Source organism: Bacteroides sp. HMSC067B03 (assembly GCF_001811315.1).
In the GTDB taxonomy this organism is placed as follows: Bacteria; Bacteroidota; Bacteroidia; order Bacteroidales; family Bacteroidaceae; genus Bacteroides; species Bacteroides faecis.
The window spans coordinates 50,176-70,281 of record NZ_KV804409.1; the positions used below are offsets into that span (position 1 = coordinate 50,176).

The 20,106-nt window shown below is 44.4% G+C and carries 8 protein-coding genes and 2 pseudogenes; 3 read left to right on the forward strand and 7 right to left on the reverse strand.

Annotated features, from left to right (window positions below):
- Positions 1-50: 50 nt before the first annotated feature.
- From HMPREF2794_RS18275 to HMPREF2794_RS18300, 7 genes and pseudogenes are all read right to left on the reverse strand, one after another.
- The gene (locus tag HMPREF2794_RS18275; RefSeq protein ID WP_070752139.1) at positions 51-4,079 is read right to left on the reverse strand and encodes a glycoside hydrolase family 2 TIM barrel-domain containing protein; all 4,029 of its coding nucleotides are present in this window, start codon (positions 4,077-4,079) and stop codon (positions 51-53) included.
- Positions 4,080-4,176: 97 nt separating this feature from the next.
- Entirely contained in the window at positions 4,177-5,271 is a 1,095-nt protein-coding gene (meaB, locus tag HMPREF2794_RS18280; protein ID WP_010536639.1) for a methylmalonyl Co-A mutase-associated GTPase MeaB, read from the reverse strand.
- Between the two features lie 11 nt (positions 5,272-5,282).
- Positions 5,283-6,350 carry a DUF1573 domain-containing protein gene (locus tag HMPREF2794_RS18285; RefSeq protein ID WP_010536638.1) on the reverse strand — a complete coding sequence of 356 codons (1,068 nt, stop codon included), beginning with the start codon at positions 6,348-6,350 and terminating at the stop codon, positions 5,283-5,285.
- A gap of 235 nt (positions 6,351-6,585) precedes the next feature.
- Positions 6,586-11,637, reverse strand: a pseudogene (locus HMPREF2794_RS18290) (alpha-2-macroglobulin family protein); the annotation flags it as partial.
- Between the two features lie 68 nt (positions 11,638-11,705).
- Positions 11,706-12,324 (reverse strand): annotated as a pseudogene (locus HMPREF2794_RS29965) (alpha-2-macroglobulin); the annotation flags it as partial.
- Between the two features lie 671 nt (positions 12,325-12,995).
- Complete coding sequence (locus HMPREF2794_RS18295; protein ID WP_070752144.1) at positions 12,996-14,453, reverse strand: aminoacyl-histidine dipeptidase; 1,458 nt, start codon at positions 14,451-14,453, stop codon at positions 12,996-12,998.
- A 25-nt stretch (positions 14,454-14,478) separates the two neighbouring features.
- On the reverse strand, positions 14,479-15,465 hold the full coding sequence (locus HMPREF2794_RS18300) for a lysylphosphatidylglycerol synthase transmembrane domain-containing protein (protein ID WP_070752145.1): 987 nt from the start codon (positions 15,463-15,465) through the stop codon (positions 14,479-14,481).
- A 70-nt stretch (positions 15,466-15,535) separates the two neighbouring features.
- Between HMPREF2794_RS18300 and rsmA the strand changes: the two genes are divergently transcribed.
- The 3 genes from rsmA (at position 15,536) to HMPREF2794_RS18315 (ending at position 19,700) form a co-directional block, all read left to right on the forward strand.
- Positions 15,536-16,339: a 16S rRNA (adenine(1518)-N(6)/adenine(1519)-N(6))-dimethyltransferase RsmA gene (rsmA, locus tag HMPREF2794_RS18305; RefSeq protein WP_070752147.1), complete on the forward strand. Its 804-nt coding sequence runs from the start codon at positions 15,536-15,538 to the stop codon at positions 16,337-16,339.
- Positions 16,340-16,396: 57 nt separating this feature from the next.
- Positions 16,397-17,737, forward strand: coding sequence for a magnesium transporter (gene mgtE, locus HMPREF2794_RS18310; protein ID WP_010536633.1), 1,341 nt, complete (start codon positions 16,397-16,399; stop codon positions 17,735-17,737).
- A gap of 85 nt (positions 17,738-17,822) precedes the next feature.
- Positions 17,823-19,700 (forward strand): DUF349 domain-containing protein, encoded by a 1,878-nt coding sequence (locus HMPREF2794_RS18315; protein WP_010536632.1) that lies wholly within the window; start codon positions 17,823-17,825, stop codon positions 19,698-19,700.
- The last annotated feature ends 406 nt before the right edge of the window (positions 19,701-20,106 follow it).

Here is a 20,106-nt window from a genome sequence, read left to right on the forward strand (position 1 = left end):
AAGAGACTGACTAAAAAGTCAGTCTCTTTCTGCTATATATTCAATAATTCCTAGTTAGCCAGAATCGTTATCTCAGCACCGGATGCAAAATCCTGTCCGTTCTGTTCGCTTAAAGCCGTGAAACGGATATAGCGTGCTTTCACCGGTTTGTCAAACAAGATTCTCTTTTCTTTGGAGTCCCTTGCGAACGTTCCTTTATTAACAGGCTCTCCCCACTCTTTTCCATCCATGCTGACCTGAATAGAGTAATCTTTGATATTACCGTTACCGCCATTCTGACGTGGCAAGTAAGTGAATCCTTTGATTTCTTTCACTTCACCGGCATCCAAATCTACCCAATGCGGATATTTGGCTACTGTCACAGAATACATGGTATGCCAAATGGTATTCGGATCACCGTCAGTCAGATGAGAAGCATCACCTTCACCCGATTCCTGACTACTGGCGTACACAACTTGCGTCTGAATGCTTTCTATTTTCTCAAACTTCATTGTGCTGCTGATATCCTTACTATCCTTATACCATGCCTTGATCGTACCTCCGTTACGCATAGGGACAGGTTCTGTGTATTCCTGCACTTTCTTACTTCCGTCAATGCTATAACAAATGACAGCATCTTTCTTTGCCGAAGTCAATTCGACCATTCCGGCAGGAGTGCGGGTGATAGACAGAGGAAGATCTCCCGCAGGGGCAACATTGGCAACAACACTCAGTTCCTTACCGGCAGGACGAATGATGAAGCCCATACTGTGCTGGTTGGCAAACACACGGTCGTGTACAAGAGGACCTCCCTGACCACAACTGTTACCACCCAAACCGGTCACTGCACAATCCAAATGCAGATAGGTATCGCCTGCCTTCGGCAACTGATAAGGATGGGAAGCCAAAATCAGATCGAGAGCCGAGTACTGAAGTGCCGAAGCCGAAAGACGGTCGGTAGCTACGAAGACAGCTCCATTGCCTGCCTGATTGGTCAACGCACACCAGCGAACATCTTCGTGATTGCCCATATCCTGAGGTTTCGGGAAGTTTACGAACTCACCTGCTACGGTATTCGTATACTGTTCGATAAACTGTCCGCTCTTACGGTCGGCATAGTTATCTACCGGTCCGCGTCCATAGTAAGTGAAGTTACTGTATTGTTGGGGAACTTTCATCACATAGCCCAAACGCGGCAGCACCAAACTTGAACGATTGGAAGTAATGCTGGACTGCAATTCGATAGAACCGTCCGGATATACTGTCCATATCTGGTTAGTGATAAATTTAAAGTCATTGCTTCCGAATTTTCTGTCGGTCAGTTCTTCGATGCTATTCTTACCGGAGCTTGTACCGCCCTTAATACGTGCGGCATTCGGTGCCTGAGATTCTACCGTAAAGCTCAATACCAAAGTTCCATTGTCTTTATTCAGCACTTTATATTCAGTTGCTTTATGAATCAGATTGTGCAAACCATGTTCGAACCAGGGAGCATAGAACCAGTTATCATTGTTTGTAAAAGCACGGAGAGCATCGAGCTTCGGACCGTTGCCATCGGAAATAACTGTCTCGTCGCCATACTTCAGACTGTAGATACTTCCGGTTTGCGGGTCAAATATGGCTTCAAAGTCAGCCCCTTTTATAAAGATACGCTTCGTATCCTTGTCCAGCACGAATCCATCCAGTTTTCCTGCACCGGCTGCCACCTCACGGATGGATGGGCGGTCTGTAGCCTCCTTCAACAAAATCTGTTCCTCTGCCATCGGGAAGCCTTTGGCAGCCCAGGGTCTTTGACCTTTCAATATGAATTGGACTTTTACAAAGTACTCTGCATCTTTTTTAAGAGAGGCATAATTATAAGGAAGCGTAATCTGCATGCGCTGCCGTGGAGCTACGTTAATATCCATCGGCTGACTTGTCTGTATCGCTTTACCATCTTCATAGAGTGACCACACCAACAAATAATCCTCTGCCAAATTCTTAAAGTAGTACTTATTGAAGATTTCGAATGCTCCTTTTTCAATATCCAGCGCTTTCACTCCGATGTGCTGATATACCTTTTTCACTTCATAGTACTGAGGCTTCGGTTCAAGGTCACCAAACACGATGCCGTTCATTACAAACTGTCCATCATTGGGAGTATCACCAAAGTCGCCCCCATAAGCCAGATAACGAACACCTGTCTTCGGGTCATAATTGTACATGGACTGGTCTACCCAATCCCAGATAGCACCGCCACAGAAGAAATTGGTCGATTCCATCGCCTCCCAGTAATCAATCAGATTGCCGCAGGCATTCCCCATTGAGTGAGCATATTCGGATATATGGAACGGATACTTGATGTCATATTTCCCCTGAACGGCTCCGCGTACCCAGCCGATAGACGGATATTGGTTGGAGCCCATATCTACAATGTCATTATTACGTTCATATTGTACAGGGCGGGAAGCATCAAACTTCTTCAAAGCATCATAAGCAGCCACAAAATTCTTCCCCGGTCCGGCTTCATTGCCCAACGACCAGATAACGATAGACGGATTGTTGACATTGGCACGCACCATTTCCATCACACGTGCTACGTGTGCATTTTTCCATTCTACCGGATGAGAGAGAGAAGCAGCACCATAATAATATTCATGAGATTCTATATTAGCCTCATCTTCCAGATAAATACCATATTTGTTGCACAGGAAATACCAATACGGATCATCCGGATAATGTGAATTACGTACATGATTGATGTTGGCGCGCTTCATCAACATAATCTCTTTTTCCATCATCTCACGGGTAATGGCATGCCCCACTCCCGGATTGGATTCGTGCCGGTTTACCCCTTTCAGTTTGACCGTCTTTCCATTCACATAATAATATCGTCCGGCAAGCCCGAATTCATCTTCGGAGGCAGGAGTATCTTTAATCTCCACCTTCCGGAAACCGACAATAGTGGAAACCATCTCAATTGTTTTGTTCTTCTTATCCTTCAATTCGGCTACCAATGTGTAGCGATAAGGAAACTCCGCCGACCATTTGTTGGGAGCTTTCACCTTAAGGACAGTCTGAACAGTGCCTGTTTCATTCGGAGCGATTTTGTCGATAACAGGAGACAGGAATCCATCTACTAATGTATTCTCATCAGAGTAAAGTTTGTTAGCATATAAAGAATAATATACTTTGTAGTCTTTTATTGCTTTCTTACCCAGATTACGGATCTCAGCATTGACTGTCAAAGAACCGTCTGTATAAGTAGCATCCAGATCGGGGGTGGCAACCAAGTCACGGAAATGAACTTTAGGAACCGAATACAAGGCAACCGTACGGAAGATACCCGGCAAACGGAACATATCCTGAGCTTCGAGGAAGGAACCGTCCGAACTACGGTATACTTCAGCAGCTACGGTATTCTTACCTTTCTGCAAATAGGGAGTGATATTGAAATCAGCGGTATTGCGTGAATTCTTGGAGAAGCCCACATATTGACCGTTAATCCACAGATAGAAGAAGGAATCGACACCATCAAAACTGATAAAGGTCTCACGTCCGTCCCAGTCCTGCGGAATTTCGAAATCACGGCGGAAGGAACCCACTTCATTCCGGTCCTTATAAGTGGTCCAGTTGGCAGGAGGGGTACGCATCACACCCCCACGCCAGTCGTCCACTTTCACGCTATGCTGAAAGATCACCGGTTGGTTGACGTAAATAGGGGTTCCATACTTCCGGCTTCCGTCTTTTTGAATGCCATAAATGTTCCAGCTAGAAGGTACGGGAATCACATCCCATGAAGTTACATCATAATTCGTCTCATAGAAATCTTTAGGGCGGGAGTCCGGATCGGGTGCCCAGTGAAACTTCCAGTCACCATTGAGTGACTGCCAGAACTGACTGTTCTCCGGTAATACCTTTCGGGCATTGTCCAGATGCTGGAACGGGAAGAAATAAGCATGCGGCTGTTCCTTGTTCAGCGCCAGATTTTCGGGAGATTCCCACTCTTTTCCTGTAGGGGCATTCACTGATCCATAAGCGAACCCCTCTAACGGTTGGTCTGCGAAGCTTTGTATTGACAAACTACAACACAAAAGCCCGGTTAATAAGGTTTTGTTCATCAGGTGTTAAAGTTAACAATTGGTTATTACTAATTAGGGTATATTTATCGGGGGTAAATGTTCGGTCGTTTTTTAATCCATCACTGTTTCCGGTTTATCATCGTTTTAATTCATCAAAATAGGTATCCAGCAGGCTCTTAGCAGCTGTAAACGAAGTAAGATTTCCCTGCAACACTTGTTGTTCCTTCTCCTGAAGCATCGCTTCAATCTGAGGATTGTGATAGAAACTATCACGGAGCTGTTCATTAATTGTCTCGTACATCCAGTACTTACTCTGCTCATTACGGCGATATCCAAAATAGCCGTTTTTCTTCACAAAGTCGATATATTCATACACCATGTCCCAGATTTCCTTCACGCCGATATTATAAAAACCGGAATAAGTCAATACTTTCGGAATCCATCCCGATTCGGGAGCCGGAAACAGATGCAGCGCATTGCGGAATTGACTGGCAGCCAGCTTGGCAGGTTCCAGATTATCTCCGTCGGCTTTGTTAATCACAATACCGTCCGCCATTTCCATGATCCCGCGTTTGATTCCCTGCAATTCATCTCCCGTACCTGCGAGTTGAATCAGCAAGAAGAAATCCACCATCGAATGAACCGCCGTTTCGCTTTGTCCTACTCCAACGGTTTCCACAAAGATTTTATCGAATCCGGCAGCTTCGCAAAGCACAATGGTTTCACGGGTCTTCCTTGCGACTCCTCCCAATGAACCCGCTGAGGGGCTGGGGCGGATAAATGAATTAGGATGTACGGAAAGCTGCTCCATACGTGTCTTGTCTCCCAATATACTGCCTTTACTGCGTTCACTGCTCGGGTCAATGGCCAATACCGCCAACTTGCCGCCTTTTTCGAGCACATGAAGGCCGAATACATCGATTGATGTACTTTTACCTGCACCGGGCACCCCACTGATACCTACCCGAATGGAATTGCCGGAATAAGGTAAACACTTCTCAATCACTTCCTGAGCGACAGCCTGATGTTCGGGCTTCACACTCTCCACCAATGTCACAGCCTGACTGAGAATAGTGACATCACCTTTCACAATACCTTCTACAAATTCCGCAACCGAAAGCTGACGCTTTTTAGGTTTACGTTTCAAATAAGGATTCACAGATGAGGGCTGTTCGATGCCTTTATTGACAACGAGTCCTTTATATTCTTCGTTATTTTCAGGATGTTCCATGGCAATAAGAGTTAGCGTTTGATATTTATTTCAACTTTCGGACGCAACGGGTCGTTTGTAATCATCAAGATACGTAAATGATGTTTCTTATTACCTACATCCCGCTTGTGGATTGTCACTTTCAACTTGGTCATTCCGTCCGGTGGAATGACCGTTTTTTTCAGTCTTACTCCTACAGAAGAGTTGAATACCTGTAGCTTGCTGATGACTAACGGGGTCTTGCCCGCATTAGCGATCAATATATCATGGCTGACTTTATTCTTCTTGATCAACGGAATACTCAGGTCAATATTCGTCTCCGAGATGTGGATGGAAGGAGCATTCAAAGAATCTTTCTCCGTCATACGCGAGAAATCGGGAAGAAGAATGGCTGAAACGGGTATCTCATTGTCTTCACTCACTTTATCACCGGAGAAACGGGACAGGTAGACAGAAGTCTGTGTCAGTCCGAAGTCTTGCAACTGGCTGGCATCCAGCGTCAGTTTAATCGTTCCTTTTTTACCTTTCAGCAGTACTTTAGGTTCCGCTTCCATCTTCAGATAAGGAGGTAAGTGCATCAATACCGGTTCGTAAGGGCGGTCGGAAAGGTTGGCAATGCTGAATGTCATAGACGGTTGCTGTCCACGATAAACATCGGGGAAAGAGAACTCGTCACGGTCAATGCGGATATTACCGATAGCATAAGGAAGAATCTTTGAATAATCTTTGATTTCCTGCACTACCTCACCGGTGAATTTCAGATAAACCAGATTCGGGGTGGCATTGCTATAGATACCTATTGACTTATCAAAACGCCCCAGTGCTTTCGCATCAAAAGAAGCTTTTACGGTTCCTTTGGCACCCGGAGCAATCGGTTCCTTTGTCCAGTCTGCTACAGCACAGGCACAGGAAGTAGTGACATTTGTCAGCACTAACGGCTCGTTTCCGGTATTGGTGATCGTATATTCCACTGTTACCGGCTTTTTCCATTCTATTTGTCCAAAGTTGTGCGTCTCCTTATTAGAAGAAATACGAGGTTGGGCAACAGCCGCCAAAGTGACAGTAAGCAGTGTAAATATCAATAGTAAAGTACGTTTCATGTGATATATTTTATTTTGGTCCACAAATGTAGGAGTTTTAGATGAGTTTTTCATCACAGATTACATAGATTAACACCGTTTGAGAAAATACTTTACCCGGTGACGGCTCCTGCAAGGCAGTATTCATCAACAAAAAGTTCCCCACCGATGAGGGAGGCCTTCATCGGTGGGGAACACCTTCTTCATCGGTGGGGAACGCCTTTCTCATCGGTGGACAAGAAATCCCCTCCCTGAACTATTTGATAATTATTGTCATTGAAGCAGAATGGGAAGCGTATTCCGGCGCATAGGCGCATTGCATCGTAGCCAAGCCGGTCTCATAGGTTCCTGCTCTGCTGATGCGATAGCCATACTCCAATACATACACTCCTTTGCCCAGATGGTCGAAGAAGAAGTTAGTGGAAGCATCTTTGATATCTACATAATAACCGATTCCATTACTCCAATTGTAACCGGATACACTGCCGATCGGTTCGAAGCAGGCTCCCCGCTGGTCTTTCAACTGTACAAAGTCCATCGGACGGTCTACACGAATGCTCAAACGGGAAACGATCTTATCGCCTACCTGAAGAACCGTCTTTTCAGTAACAGGTTGCAGTTGAGGGGCATTGTTCACCATACGTTCTACATAGAGTTGTTTTTGTACATTCAGCTCTCCTCCCTGTTGTCTCACATCGCTGACCGGTGATTCATATTCCGCATAAACAGCTCCCCACGCAATGCCCGGATTTCTCTTTTCGACTTCTATCTTACGAGCGTCTACCACATTCTTCTGTGTAAACGAACGTTTGATATAGCCTAACCCCGGCACAGTCGTCTTACTTGGAGAAACGGTCTCCAGTACCTCATCAGCAATAACAATACGCACATCTCCCTGATTATCGAGCAAGTTTACGCCTTTCATCAGTAAAGCATAGACAGCATCGGCAGTAGCTACCGGAGAATTCCACTGCTGCGTCTGTTTCTGCTTCAGCAGCCAAAGTTTCATTTCTTCTACAGTATCGTTATTTCCGCCTATCAATTCCAATGCTTCCATCACGTCTACATGAGCCTGCATCTTCATTCCACCCCAAGCGTACGGGTTTTCATTGAAAGCGAAGAACATTCCCTGTTCGGCTGTCTTCGTCAGATGCTCTTTCAGGGAAGCAACAAATTCCTGAGCTTCTTTCTTCCGTCCTGCTTTATCCAGAATAATGGCAGCTATCGCTTTCGTATCCATCGAAGCGGTCGTGAGCATTTCACCCACCTTGGAGAGATAATAAGTATAGGCAGATTTATTGGCAGCAGGGACTTGTTCACCCGAAATTGCGACCAGATACAGATATTGCAGGATACTTCCGGAAACACCTGTAAACTTCACACCGTCTTTCTGTGCTTTAAGAATTTCTTTATACTCCTTCAAAGCTTCCTGATGGAGATAGGTAAAGGCATTTTTCTGTAAAGCAAGTGCTGCACCATCCAGTTTCCCACCGGTCATCATAGCAAGACGGGCGTTCAATTCGGCAATGTACGTAGTGACATAGCGGCTGCCGCTCATTCCTTTGTACCAGGACCATGCTCCGCTTGAATTCTGCAATTCCTGTAATCTTGTCAAAGCGGCAATGTTATTGCTACGGATATTATTCAGATCAAACAGAGTGGCGATGCGTTCTTTCTGCTGTTCTTCCGTTTGCGCTTCGAGCACCCATGGAGACTCAGACAACAGAATGTTCTTCACCTCCTGATTTTTTTGCAGGTTGCTCAGGAAAGTTTCTTTATTGCCACCCTGAAGTTTCCAGCTATCGAATACAGCCTTGATGCGTGGCTGGCTATTCATTATATAAGAAGCCAACGTATTGGCATAGTAGGCGGTAGCCCATGAAATAGCATTATTGTTTTCCGGGAGACTCAATGAAGGCAATGCTTGAATAGCATACCAGGCCGGATTTCCGGTAAACTCGACAGTCAGTTTACGGTCAGTCGCAGTTTTACTGTGATGATTGAACAGGCTGTCGAGAGAGAAAATACGTGTCTCTTCTCCACGGACAGGCATCGGAAGAGTTTCTACCAAATGCTCTTTGTTGCTAAGCACCGGAAGCAACTGCTGCTCACCATCACTGAATGTACCGCTGTCAGCAATCATCCGGCAGCCCAGTATCTCGTATTTATCACTCACGCTAAACATGAAGTTAACCCCTATTGTCTTTCCGGCTTCTACGGTAAACTTCTGTTTCTGTGTACTGATCACCTTTTCCGTCATCGGGTCAAAGAGAATCATGCTCACTGTACCGACCTGCAGCTTTCCGGTCATATTGGAAATAGAAGCAGCAATAGACGTCTTATCTCCGACACGAACAAAACGGGGAAGATTGGGAGTCAGCATAAATTCTTTGCTCGTAGTAGCTTCACCATCCAATGTACCCGTCAGCATTCCTTTCGTATGAGAATATCCGCGGAAGTTCCAACGGGTCAGACTCTCGGGCATAGTGAAAGAAAAGGAAACTTCTCCCTGCTCATTAGTACGGAGTTGCGGGTAGAAGAAAGCTGTTTCCGCCAAATTGGTACGCAAGTCGGCAGGGGCTTCAGGGAGGGTTTCCTCTTCAATATTTCCTGCCGCATCCATTGCAACTTCCATTGCAGCATTAGAAGCTACAGCTCCAACCATTTCCACTTTCCCTTTTGCAGCATATGTATTTGTACCTCTAATACGTATAGTCCTAGATGATGCTTGATCCATAGCATCACTAACAATTACCGGTACCCCTCCCAACTGGGCAGACAAGAAATGCTCAATGGATAGTTGCGTCACAAAATGATCATACTCCATTGCCGGCACCTTGAGATATTTTTGATTCCACCAGTAATTGAACGAATTATTGCCGAAATATCCACTCATCCAATTGGAATAAGGGATGAGCTGATTATAATAAATACTGAAATTCTGCTTTCTATTCCATATCTTATCCAACGAAGCGTCGTACATAGTCGCTAACATTTCTGCCTCGGCAGCCTGTCCTTGCGGTGTCTTAATCGTCAGCTTCCATTCCTCTTTTTGTCCGGGACGCAGTTTATCACGAAATACTTCCCACTTCATTGTCAACGTCTTGTCCGGCAGGCGTTTCTTCAATCGGACCTGTTCCTGATATACCTGTCCGTCCCTTACCATGCAGAAGTTGAGAAAGACACCTTCTCCATAACTTTCCTTATACGGATATTTAAAGTGTACAATCGTATCGGACAAGTTCATGACTTTACTTTCCAGCAGTTCATTTCCGGAAAATACATTCATCATCACATAAGCCTCTTTCTTCGAAGTCCCGAAGCAGAACATTGCCGGATGCTCAGCATCAAATTCCGTATTTGCCTCATAGAACCACACAGTCGTTTCAATCGGCGGACGCTGATCCTTCGAAGAGAAAAGAATCGTATTCGCATCAGCTGTCACTTCCTTGCCTTGTGTATCTTTCACCGTTGCTTTCAATACATAAGGTCCGGAAGGAAGATTTCCCCAATGAATCGTCATTTCTTCGTTAGAAGTGAACGTTCCTGTTGCCACCGGCTTCTCATCCAGTTTCTTGAAATCCGCATCTTGGGCTTTGTACAAATTGAACGTACCCGTCACTTCGACAGGCTGACCATTCAGATTCTGTACCTTAAATACGGTATGAAACGGCTTATCTTTACAAGTCTTATCAGCTAACTCGGTCTGCAAAACCAACGAACGGTTACCTGCTGCAATCACATCTGTAGAAGACTGCGTTTCACCCGCCACATTGGTTGCAGTAGCTTCTATCGAATAACGGTAGTATACTCTGGCATCATTCTTATAAGCATCATTTTCTTCCAGACAGACCGGTATCGTAAATTCCCCGTTCTCATTGGCAGTCACCTCACCGGAAGCGATCTGTGTGCTTTCCGCAAACCGCCACAAACTAAAGACAGAACGCTTCACGGTATATTTCACGGGAAGATCCTGCAATAAAACACCGCTATAAGACTGTATCTTACCTTTTACCTCTACCTGATCTCCCAGTTGATAACTTCCTGTCTGTTTCTCAAAAGTGATATCGAATGTCGGGCGTTTATAATCTTCCACGCGAATACTTGTCCTGCCATTTCCGGCCTTCAACGAGAACATCCCATTCAAGCAGGCCGAAGGCAATGCAAAATCTGTGGCAAACGAACCGAATTCATTGGTACGTACCTTTTTCTGTCCGACTTCCTGATCGTTCGCATCTGTCAATATCACAGTATATTCTTTGTTCGGAAGCACATTCGCCGTATCCGATTTTTGTGCATAAGCAATTCCTTTCACATACACAGTCTGTCCGGGACGATACAAAGAACGGTCTGTCAACAGGGTCATTTGTTCCGAAACCTTATTTTCATCTCCATAATATCCATAGCTTCCGCCATAGATACCTTGAAACGGCATAGCAATATCCGCACCTTTGGTAGCTTTCAAATATCTGTATTCTGATTTCCAAGGGAATACCACTTTTCCATCTGCTCCTGCCGTAAATTCCTGCAATACTTTTTCATCATTTGTATAAAGAGTTATCTTTGCATTCGGAACAGGATGACCCGTTTGTCCGTCCAGTGTCACTACCTCATACTGATTTCCCGGCAAACGACAAGTCAATGCCTTGAGACGCGTGACATTAAATTTACTTTCACTGTCTCTCTTTGCACGAATATCCGGAACAATACGCATTACATATTCTCCAACTTCCGGTGCCTTGAATGTAAATACTGTATCCTGTGTCCGGTAATCTTTCGGACGGAGAACTGCAAAATGCTGCTCCTTTATCATTTTCTTAGCCTGATAGAGCCGAAGCGTAAATCCGTCCAGATTCTTGTGCGAAGCCCTTATCTCTATTTCCTCACCGGGAAAAGCCGTAGCAGCTGCAGTCACATTCAGAGAAGGTGCCAGGATATCTTCGCGAAGGTTCTTCAATGCATTGATTCTGCGGTAACCGGGATACAAACGGATCGCCTCGTCACAAAGTTGCAAAGCAACAGTTTCCTGTTCTTTCCCAATCGCATTATTAGCCTGAGCCAAATACACTTCAGCACAAAGATCTAACGACTTATACTCGGTTTTCAATGCATCCAGCCCTGTTTCATAAGGATCGAATGTCATATAAGTACCGCCTTTCTTCACTCTAAAAGGCTCACGAAAACTCTTCGAGGTGCCATGCTTCCAATTCAAATAATTCAGACTTGTCAGCAAACACCCTTCCTTATCCCCCTTGGCTTTATAAGAAGTGAGCATCTGATCATATATACGTTCAATATCCTGTTTCACCAACGATTCTTTTTCAGAAGAAGTTTCCTCCGAATAGGCCTCTATCGGAGTCGTACGATCCAGCCCCTGTATCCGCTGCAATGCTTCAATGCTGCGGGAAGCCAGTAAATGATACATATCATGATGATAGTATTCACTTGTTTCGCCCAACTCTACAAAAGGAATATAAGTACGTGAAGAAGTATTGAGCAATAACACAGAATCTGCCATTGCTTCTTTGACATTCGTCCTGACTTTCTCTACAAACATATTGGCTGTCCATTCTCTCATATCTGCCGAGGGAGCTTCGCCTGCAATTTCCGTCCGCTGCCGGAGTTGCCATTGGTTATTAGCGGCATAATCTGCATACATTCCTGCGATCAATGAATGCAATATAGCCCGGTCCATCGGTTTGTCAGCTTGCTTAGCCCATTGTTTCAACTCCTGCAGGCCTGTATAAAGGCTGTCAGGAGTCAGCATATCCCGATACTTCATCCGCCACATATACGCTTTCAACATTTGCGGAGAGTTCTTTTCCATCTCTCCTTTCTGATAGATCTCGCCTGTCAGCTTTATCACTGTTTGAGGCAGGCTTTTCTTTTCCGCCTGCTCCACTTCTTTCCACAATTTGTCGAACGTCTGTGCCTGCATCGCCGGAATCACTCCCAACCATAACAGCACCAGCATACACATCTGCTTTATTTTCATAATTTATCCAGTTTAAGTTTGATATATCTCTCTGTATAAATAACAAAGTAAAGAAATAAAGTTTAAAGATTTGTACTTTTTAGCTTAAAAAACACTTTTACAGAGAAGTAAGCAGTAGTAAGAGAAGATAAAAAAAGTGGGGATAACGTTTTCAATCACGCATCCCCACTTAAGCTTAGTTAATGTACTGAATCTCATTTTTCAATTCTGTACCCCCATGAAAGCATTTCGTTGCGACCTACTTCACTGAGGATTTTTCTAATGAATGAACTCATTTTCTTTGCCATAATCTTTAAACTTTTAAAATTACTAATACCTGAAAACTAAAAAATCAAGCTTTTTCCTTGGGGAGTATGCCAAGTGTTGAATATCCCCAAACATGTACATCGGCACTGCCGATCTTTCTAAACAATCTTTCTAACTTTTTCATTTTGTTATCCTCCTATTTACATGTTTTACAACACAAAAATACGACCTTTGTTTATACGTTATACCTAAAAAAGCCAGAATTTTATGTTTTACAGCATATTAATTGATTTGCATCAATTAATTTATTTGTTATGAGACAGAATTGTAATATCAATGGCAGCAACTATGACAAAAAGGCACGAAAGATTATCTTTCATGCCTTTTACTATATGACGCCTATTTATATAATAGGAAAAGAATACTTATTTCATCGGAGTCTGTGCTAAAGTAGCTACCAGAAAATCGTAGAACTTCTGTACAGTAGGAATCAGTGCTCTTTCGTCCGGTGAATGCGGTGAACGTAACGTCGGACCAAACGAAATCATATCCAGCCCCGGAATAATAGCACCGATAATACCACATTCCAATCCCGCATGAATTACCTTCACAGCAGGTTCTACACCAAACTGCTGTTTATAGGATTCCTTCATCGCATGCAAAATCGGTGAGTCAACATTCGGCTGCCATCCGGAATAACCTCCGGTCATTTCTACCTTCATACCTGCCATTGAGAAGCAGGATTCAAGACTGGTAGTCAGATATTCTTTCATGCTATCACTGGAGCTACGAGCCAGAATCTTAATCGCTGCCTTACCTCCGCCAATCGTGATGATAGCCAGATTGGACGATGTTTCTACCGTATCGGGAACGGTCGGGATCATACGAGTCACGCCATTCTGACAAGCAAAGATAGCATCAATCAGATTATCCTGAATCTCTTCGGGCACTTCACCGGCAGGAAGTTCTACATGCTCTGCCGTAAAACTGATCGGAGTTTCAATCGCAGCATATTCTTCATTGAACAGGTCTTCGCAATATTTCACCAGTCCCAGCAGTTCTTCTTCGTTTTCAGCAGGAATGGCAAGTACGGCACATGCTTCACGAGGAATAGCGTTGCGCATATTACCCCCGTCCCAGCTTACCAAGCGAGCTTCATAGCTGGCAACCGCTTCACGTACGAAACGAACCAGCAGTTTATTGGCATTGGCACGTCCCTCATTGATTTCCAATCCGGAGTGTCCGCCGCGTAAGCCTTTCAGAGTGACTTTAACAGCGATATCGCCTTCTTCGGGAGCTACTTCTTTATATTCCAGCGTAGCAGTCACATCCATACCTCCGGCACAACCGATATACAGTTCACCTTCATCCTCTGAGTCAAGGTTCAGCAGGATTTCTCCGTTTACCGTACCCGGTTTTAAGCCGAATGCACCGTACATTCCGGTTTCTTCATCTTTGGTGATCAGTGCTTCCAGAGGACCATGTTTCAAATCATTCGCTTCCAGCACAGCCATGATAGCAGCTACCCCAAGTCCGTTATCTGCACCCAAAGTAGTGCCTCTGGCTTTCACCCAGTCGCCATCTATATAAGTTTCGATAGGATCTTTTTCAAAATCATGAACCGTATCATTGTTCTTCTGAGGAACCATATCCATGTGTGCCTGAAGAATTACACCTTTCCGGTTTTCCATGCCCGGAGTTGCCGGCTTACGGATAATCACATTACCCGCTCCGTCTACAAAAGATTCCAATCCCAAACCTTTTCCGAAGTTCATCAGGAAGTCAGTCACTTTCTCCATGTGTCCGGACGGACGGGGAATCTGAGTCAACGAATAAAAATGCTTCCACACATTCTGTGGAGCTAAAGAAAGAATAGTACTCATAACAAATCTATTTTTTATTAAGTGATTACTTTCGCTGTCTATTGGTAAACGGCAAAGCCGCCAAACCATATACACCCAACAAAACTACCAAAAAAGTTTGAATACCGTGCACAATTAGAGCAAATATTCCGGCATCCGTTACATTTACTCCGTAAAGCATCATCATGGAGATGATGGCAAAATGCCACGGTCCCGCCCCGTTAGGAGTTGGCACAATGACAGCAAACGTGCCACCTACAAACATTACTAAGGCCGCCATTACCCCCAGATGAGCCGTAAAAGCGAAGCAATAGAACGTAAAATAGAAATGAAAAAAATAACAAGCCCAGATGGCTAATGTATAAAAGATGAACAAAGGAATATTACGTACACCTCTCAAAGACATGATCCCTTCCCAAATATTCAGAACAAAGCCTTTCACCTGTTCATAGAAAAACAGCGTCTTCCGTAAATAATAAAGGAGGACCGCTACCCCGATAAAGCAAAATAGGACGATATAGAACCATACTGAAGTCAGAAGGTGTATCAAAGAAGGTATTTTGGTACCTGTGTTTTCCAGGAAAGTGACAAAGATCGGCATTTGCAGCAGCACAGTCACACCGGTAATCAGAAGAATGGTCAGTGTATCTACCAGTCGTTCCGTCACCACTGTCCCCAGCGACTTGGCAAACGAGACATTATCGTACTTCGCCAATACACCGCAACGACTCACCTCCCCTATCCGGGGAACAATCAGACTGGCAGCATACGAAACAAAAATGGCATTCACGCAGTCACTTCTCTTGGGAAAAGCATCCAACGGTTCCAGCGTCTGCCGCCACCGCCATCCGCGGAACACCTGGGCAAGCACTCCAAACAAGAGAGAGAAGAGCATCCACCACCAGTTCGTGCCATGCCGCAATACCTCGCCGGCTTCGGCGAAATCAAAGTCGCGATAAACCCAATATAGAATAAAGCCGCCTAAAACGATCGGTAATATCAGTTTCAGCGTCTTTTTTAATAGTTTCTTCATCCTTAATTCTTCATTCTTCATTTAAAAGAATTACCTTTGTCGGCTGCAAAAGTAATTATTTAGTTGGTAAATGAAATTAGTAAAGCCTAAAAAGTTTCTCGGACAGCACTTTCTGAAAGATTTGAAAGTAGCGCAGGATATTGCCGATACAGTCGACACCTTTCCCGAATTGCCGATATTGGAGGTAGGACCGGGCATGGGGGTATTGACACAGTTTCTGGTAAAAAAGGACCGGTTGGTAAAAGTCGTTGAAGTGGACTACGAATCGGTTGCCTATCTCCGCGAAGCCTATCCGTCACTGGAAGATCACATTATCGAAGACGATTTTCTGAAAATGAATCTTCACCGGTTGTTCGACGGAAAGCCTTTCGTTCTGACCGGTAATTACCCATACAACATCTCCAGCCAGATATTTTTCAAGATGCTGGAAAACAGAGACATCATCCCCTGCTGTACCGGAATGATCCAGAAGGAAGTAGCCGAACGTATCGCTGCCGGACCGGGCAGTAAAACCTACGGCATCCTGAGTGTACTGATACAGGCATGGTATAAAGTAGAATATCTCTTTACCGTCAGCGAACATGTTTTCAACCCGCCTCCCAAAGTTAAAAGCGCCGTCATCCGGATGACACGCAATGACACGCAAAATCTGGGATGCGACGAAAAACTGTTCAAACAAGTAGTGAAGACCACCTTCAACCAACGGCGTAAAACATTGCGTAACTCTATCAAACCGATTTTAGGCAAAGACTGCCCGTTGACAGAGGACGCCTTATTCAACAAACGCCCGGAACAGCTATCGATAGAAGAATTCATCAGCCTGACGAATCAGGTAGAGGAAGCACTGAAAGCAGCCAACACTTCCGGCAACTGACAGTCTGTGAGAGGAACCTGTATGTAATTTGTAAAACGTTTAATCGCAAACAAAAAGATGAACGAGGAATACATTGACAACGTAAAACACCTTATCGAGCAGAAGGATGCCGATAAGGTAAAAGAACTTCTTGTCGACCTTCACCCCGCCGACATCGCTGAACTGTGTGATGACCTGAACCCGGAAGAAGCCCGGTTTATCTATCGCCTGCTCAACAATGAAACTGCAGCCGACGTACTTGTCGAAATGGATGAGGACGTTCGTAAGGAATTCCTCGAAATGATCCCTTCGGAAACGATTGCCAAGCGCTTTGTGGACTACATGGATACGGATGACGCCGTAGACCTGATGCGTGACCTCGACGAAGACAAACAGGAAGAAATTCTTTCGCACATCGAAGACATCGAACAGGCAGGCGACATTGTAGACCTGTTGAAATATGACGAAAACACCGCCGGTGGTCTGATGGGCACCGAAATGGTAGTCGTAAACGAAAACTGGAGTATGCCCGAATGTCTGAAGGAAATGCGCCAGCAAGCCGAAGAACTGGATGAGATATATTATGTATATGTCATCGATGACGATGAACGTCTAAGGGGAATTTTCCCGCTCAAGAAGATGATCACTTCCCCTTCTGTATCCAAAGTGAAACATGTGATGCAGAAAGACCCGATTTCGGTACACGTAGACACTTCCATCGACGAAGTGGCACAAACCATTGAAAAGTATGACCTTGTTGCCATCCCTGTAGTAGACAGTATCGGCAGACTGATAGGACAGATCACTGTCGACGACGTCATGGACGAAGTTCGTGAACAGTCGGAACGCGATTACCAGTTGGCATCCGGTCTTTCGCAGGACGTAGAAACCGATGACAACGTACTGAGACAAACCACAGCCCGGCTACCGTGGCTACTGATCGGTATGATCGGAGGAATCGGAAACTCCATGATATTGGGAAACTTCGACGCCACTTTCGCCGCCCATCCCGAAATGGCATTATACATTCCGCTGATCGGTGGTACGGGAGGAAACGTCGGAACACAATCTTCCGCCATCATCGTACAAGGACTTGCCAACAGTTCGCTGGACGCAAAAAACACATTCAAGCAAGTAACCAAGGAAGCGGTAGTAGCTTTAATCAATGCTACCATTATTTCCCTGCTGGTATATACCTACAACTTTATCCGGTTCGGCGCGACGGCTACGGTCACTTATTCCGTATCCATCAGCCTGTTTGCCGTAGTAATGTTCGCCTCTATCTTCGGTACCCTCGTTCCGATGACGCTGGAGAAACTAAAGATAGACCCTGCCATCGCGACAGGTCCGTTTATAGCCATCACAAATGACATAATCGGCATGATGTTGTACATGGGAATTACGGTTTTATTATCCTAAAAACACGATAATCAAAAAAAAATAAGCAAAAGAGTATGAAGTAATCGTTTTATTTCATTATTTTGTGACCCAAAACTAATATACAATGATGGACGCTCATGACACTAATCTTCCCTTGAACCAAGGGGAGTTAGAAGAAGAAAAGAAAACAGTTGAGGTTTCTGAAGCCATTACAGAGACTCCGGCTGAAGAAGGTACCGAAAAAGTTACTGAAGAAGTTACTGCCGAAGTTCAGACTGAAGCAGCACCTAAACCTGCCACAAAGGAAGACGTACTGAACCGATTGAAAGAGCTTGCGCAAGACTCGGAAAATGCGAACAAGCAGGAAATTGACAACCTAAAACAATCATTCTACAAGTTGCACAACGCCGAAGTGGAGGCTGCCAAGAAGCAGTTTATCGACAATGGAGGCGTTGCTGAAGACTTCACTCCGAAGGATGACCCCACAGAAGAGGAATTCAAACGCCTGATGGGATCTATCAAAGAGAAAAGAAGCCGGCTGGTTGCCGAACAGGAACGTCAGAAAGAAGAAAATCTGCAAGTCAAGCTTTCCATTATCGAAGAACTTAAAGAATTGGTAGAATCGGGTGATGATGCCAATAAATCTTATACAGAGTTCAAAAAGCTGCAACAGCAATGGAACGAGACCAAACTGGTTCCTCAGGGCAAGGTGAATGAACTTTGGAAGAATTACCAACTGTACGTAGAGAAATTCTACGATCTGCTGAAACTGAACAACGAATTCCGTGAATACGATTTCAAGAAGAATCTGGAAATAAAGACTCATCTTTGTGAAGCTGCCGAAAAGCTTGCCGACGAAGAAGATGTAGTTTCCGCTTTCCACCAGCTTCAGAAGTTACATCAGGAATTCCGTGATACGGGTCCGGTAGCTAAAGAATTGCGTGACGAAATCTGGAACCGCTTCAAAGCTGCTTCTACGGCTGTCAACCGCCGTCACCAGCAACATTTCGAAGCGCTGAAAGAATCGGAACAGCACAATCTGGATCAAAAGACTGTCATTTGCGAAATTGTAGAAGCAATCGAGTACGATGAACTGAAAACATTCTCAGCCTGGGAAAACAAGACACAGGAAGTGATTGCTCTGCAAAACAAATGGAAGACCATCGGATTCGCTCCTCAAAAGATGAACGTGAAGATATTCGAACGTTTCCGCCACGCCTGCGATGATTTCTTCAAAAAGAAAGGAGAATTCTTCAAAGCGCTCAAAGAAGGAATGAACGAAAATCTGGAAAAGAAGAAAGCACTTTGCGAAAAGGCAGAAGCTCTGAAAGACAGCACCGACTGGAAAGCAACCGCCGATGCGCTGACTAAGTTGCAGAAAGAATGGAAAACCATCGGTCCGGTAGCCAAGAAATATTCGGATGCCGTATGGAAACGCTTCATCACCGCCTGCGATTATTTCTTCGATCAGAAGAATAAGGCCACTTCTTCACAACGCTCTGTAGAAGTAGAGAACATGGAGAAGAAAAAAGCGTTGATTGAGAAATTAGCTTCCATCGACGAAAATATGGATACGGATGAAGCCGGTACTTTGGTACGCGACTTGATGAAAGAATGGAATTCCATCGGTCATGTCCCGTTCAAGGAAAAAGATAAATTGTACAAGCAATATCATGGCTTGATCGACCAACTGTTCGACCGATTCAACATCAGTGCGTCAAACAAGAAGTTGAGTAATTTCCGCTCGAATATCAGCAATATTCAAGGAGGCGGCTCACAATCTCTGTATAGAGAAAGAGAAAAACTGGTACGTATTTATGAAAATATGAAGAATGAACTTCAGACTTATGAGAATAATCTGGGATTCCTTACTTCTTCTTCCAAAAAAGGTAGCAGCTTGCTGACAGAACTGAACCGCAAGGTAGATAAGCTGAAAGCTGATCTCGAATTGGTATTACAGAAAATTAAAGTAATCGACGAGTCATTGAAAGCAGAAGAATAATCTTCTCTTAAAATAAGAAGTTATTCATAATTCACTTATATAAAGCCAACTAAGTCATCCCGGTTTAGTTGGCTCTTTTATTTTCCCCGCTTCTCTTATATAGAAAGCCATTCCTATTCCGGGGTCAGTCAAAAAACAGGTTTGAGCTCTATACTGTACAGAAAAGAATATATTTAGGCACGGATTACACGGATTTCACGGTTTTAGTGCTATGATTAATTACGTAAAACAACCGTGTTCATCCGTGTAATCCGTGCCTAATCCTTAATTTATAATTTAATTCATTTCCGTACGGAAAGAAACAAACTGAAAACAACCGGAGCTTTGGATTGATCCCCTATTCCATATAGAGAAATCAACAGGACCGAGTCACTTCTACATAAGAGTTTTTCGGGCATTCTATTGT

What these genes read in the sequence shown, in the direction of transcription:
- rsmA (WP_070752147.1), top strand. Translation starts at nt 15,536, where the DNA reads ATGAAATTAGTAAAGCCTAAAAAGTTTCTCGGACAGCACTTTCTGAAA.
- HMPREF2794_RS18275 (WP_070752139.1), bottom strand. Translation starts at nt 4,079, where the DNA reads ATGAACAAAACCTTATTAACCGGGCTTTTGTGTTGTAGTTTGTCAATA.
- HMPREF2794_RS18300 (WP_070752145.1), bottom strand. Translation starts at nt 15,465, where the DNA reads ATGAAGAAACTATTAAAAAAGACGCTGAAACTGATATTACCGATCGTT.
- mgtE (WP_010536633.1), top strand. Translation starts at nt 16,397, where the DNA reads ATGAACGAGGAATACATTGACAACGTAAAACACCTTATCGAGCAGAAG.
- HMPREF2794_RS18285 (WP_010536638.1), bottom strand. Translation starts at nt 6,350, where the DNA reads ATGAAACGTACTTTACTATTGATATTTACACTGCTTACTGTCACTTTG.
- HMPREF2794_RS18315 (WP_010536632.1), top strand. Translation starts at nt 17,823, where the DNA reads ATGATGGACGCTCATGACACTAATCTTCCCTTGAACCAAGGGGAGTTA.
- HMPREF2794_RS18295 (WP_070752144.1), bottom strand. Translation starts at nt 14,453, where the DNA reads ATGAGTACTATTCTTTCTTTAGCTCCACAGAATGTGTGGAAGCATTTT.
- meaB (WP_010536639.1), bottom strand. Translation starts at nt 5,271, where the DNA reads ATGGAACATCCTGAAAATAACGAAGAATATAAAGGACTCGTTGTCAAT.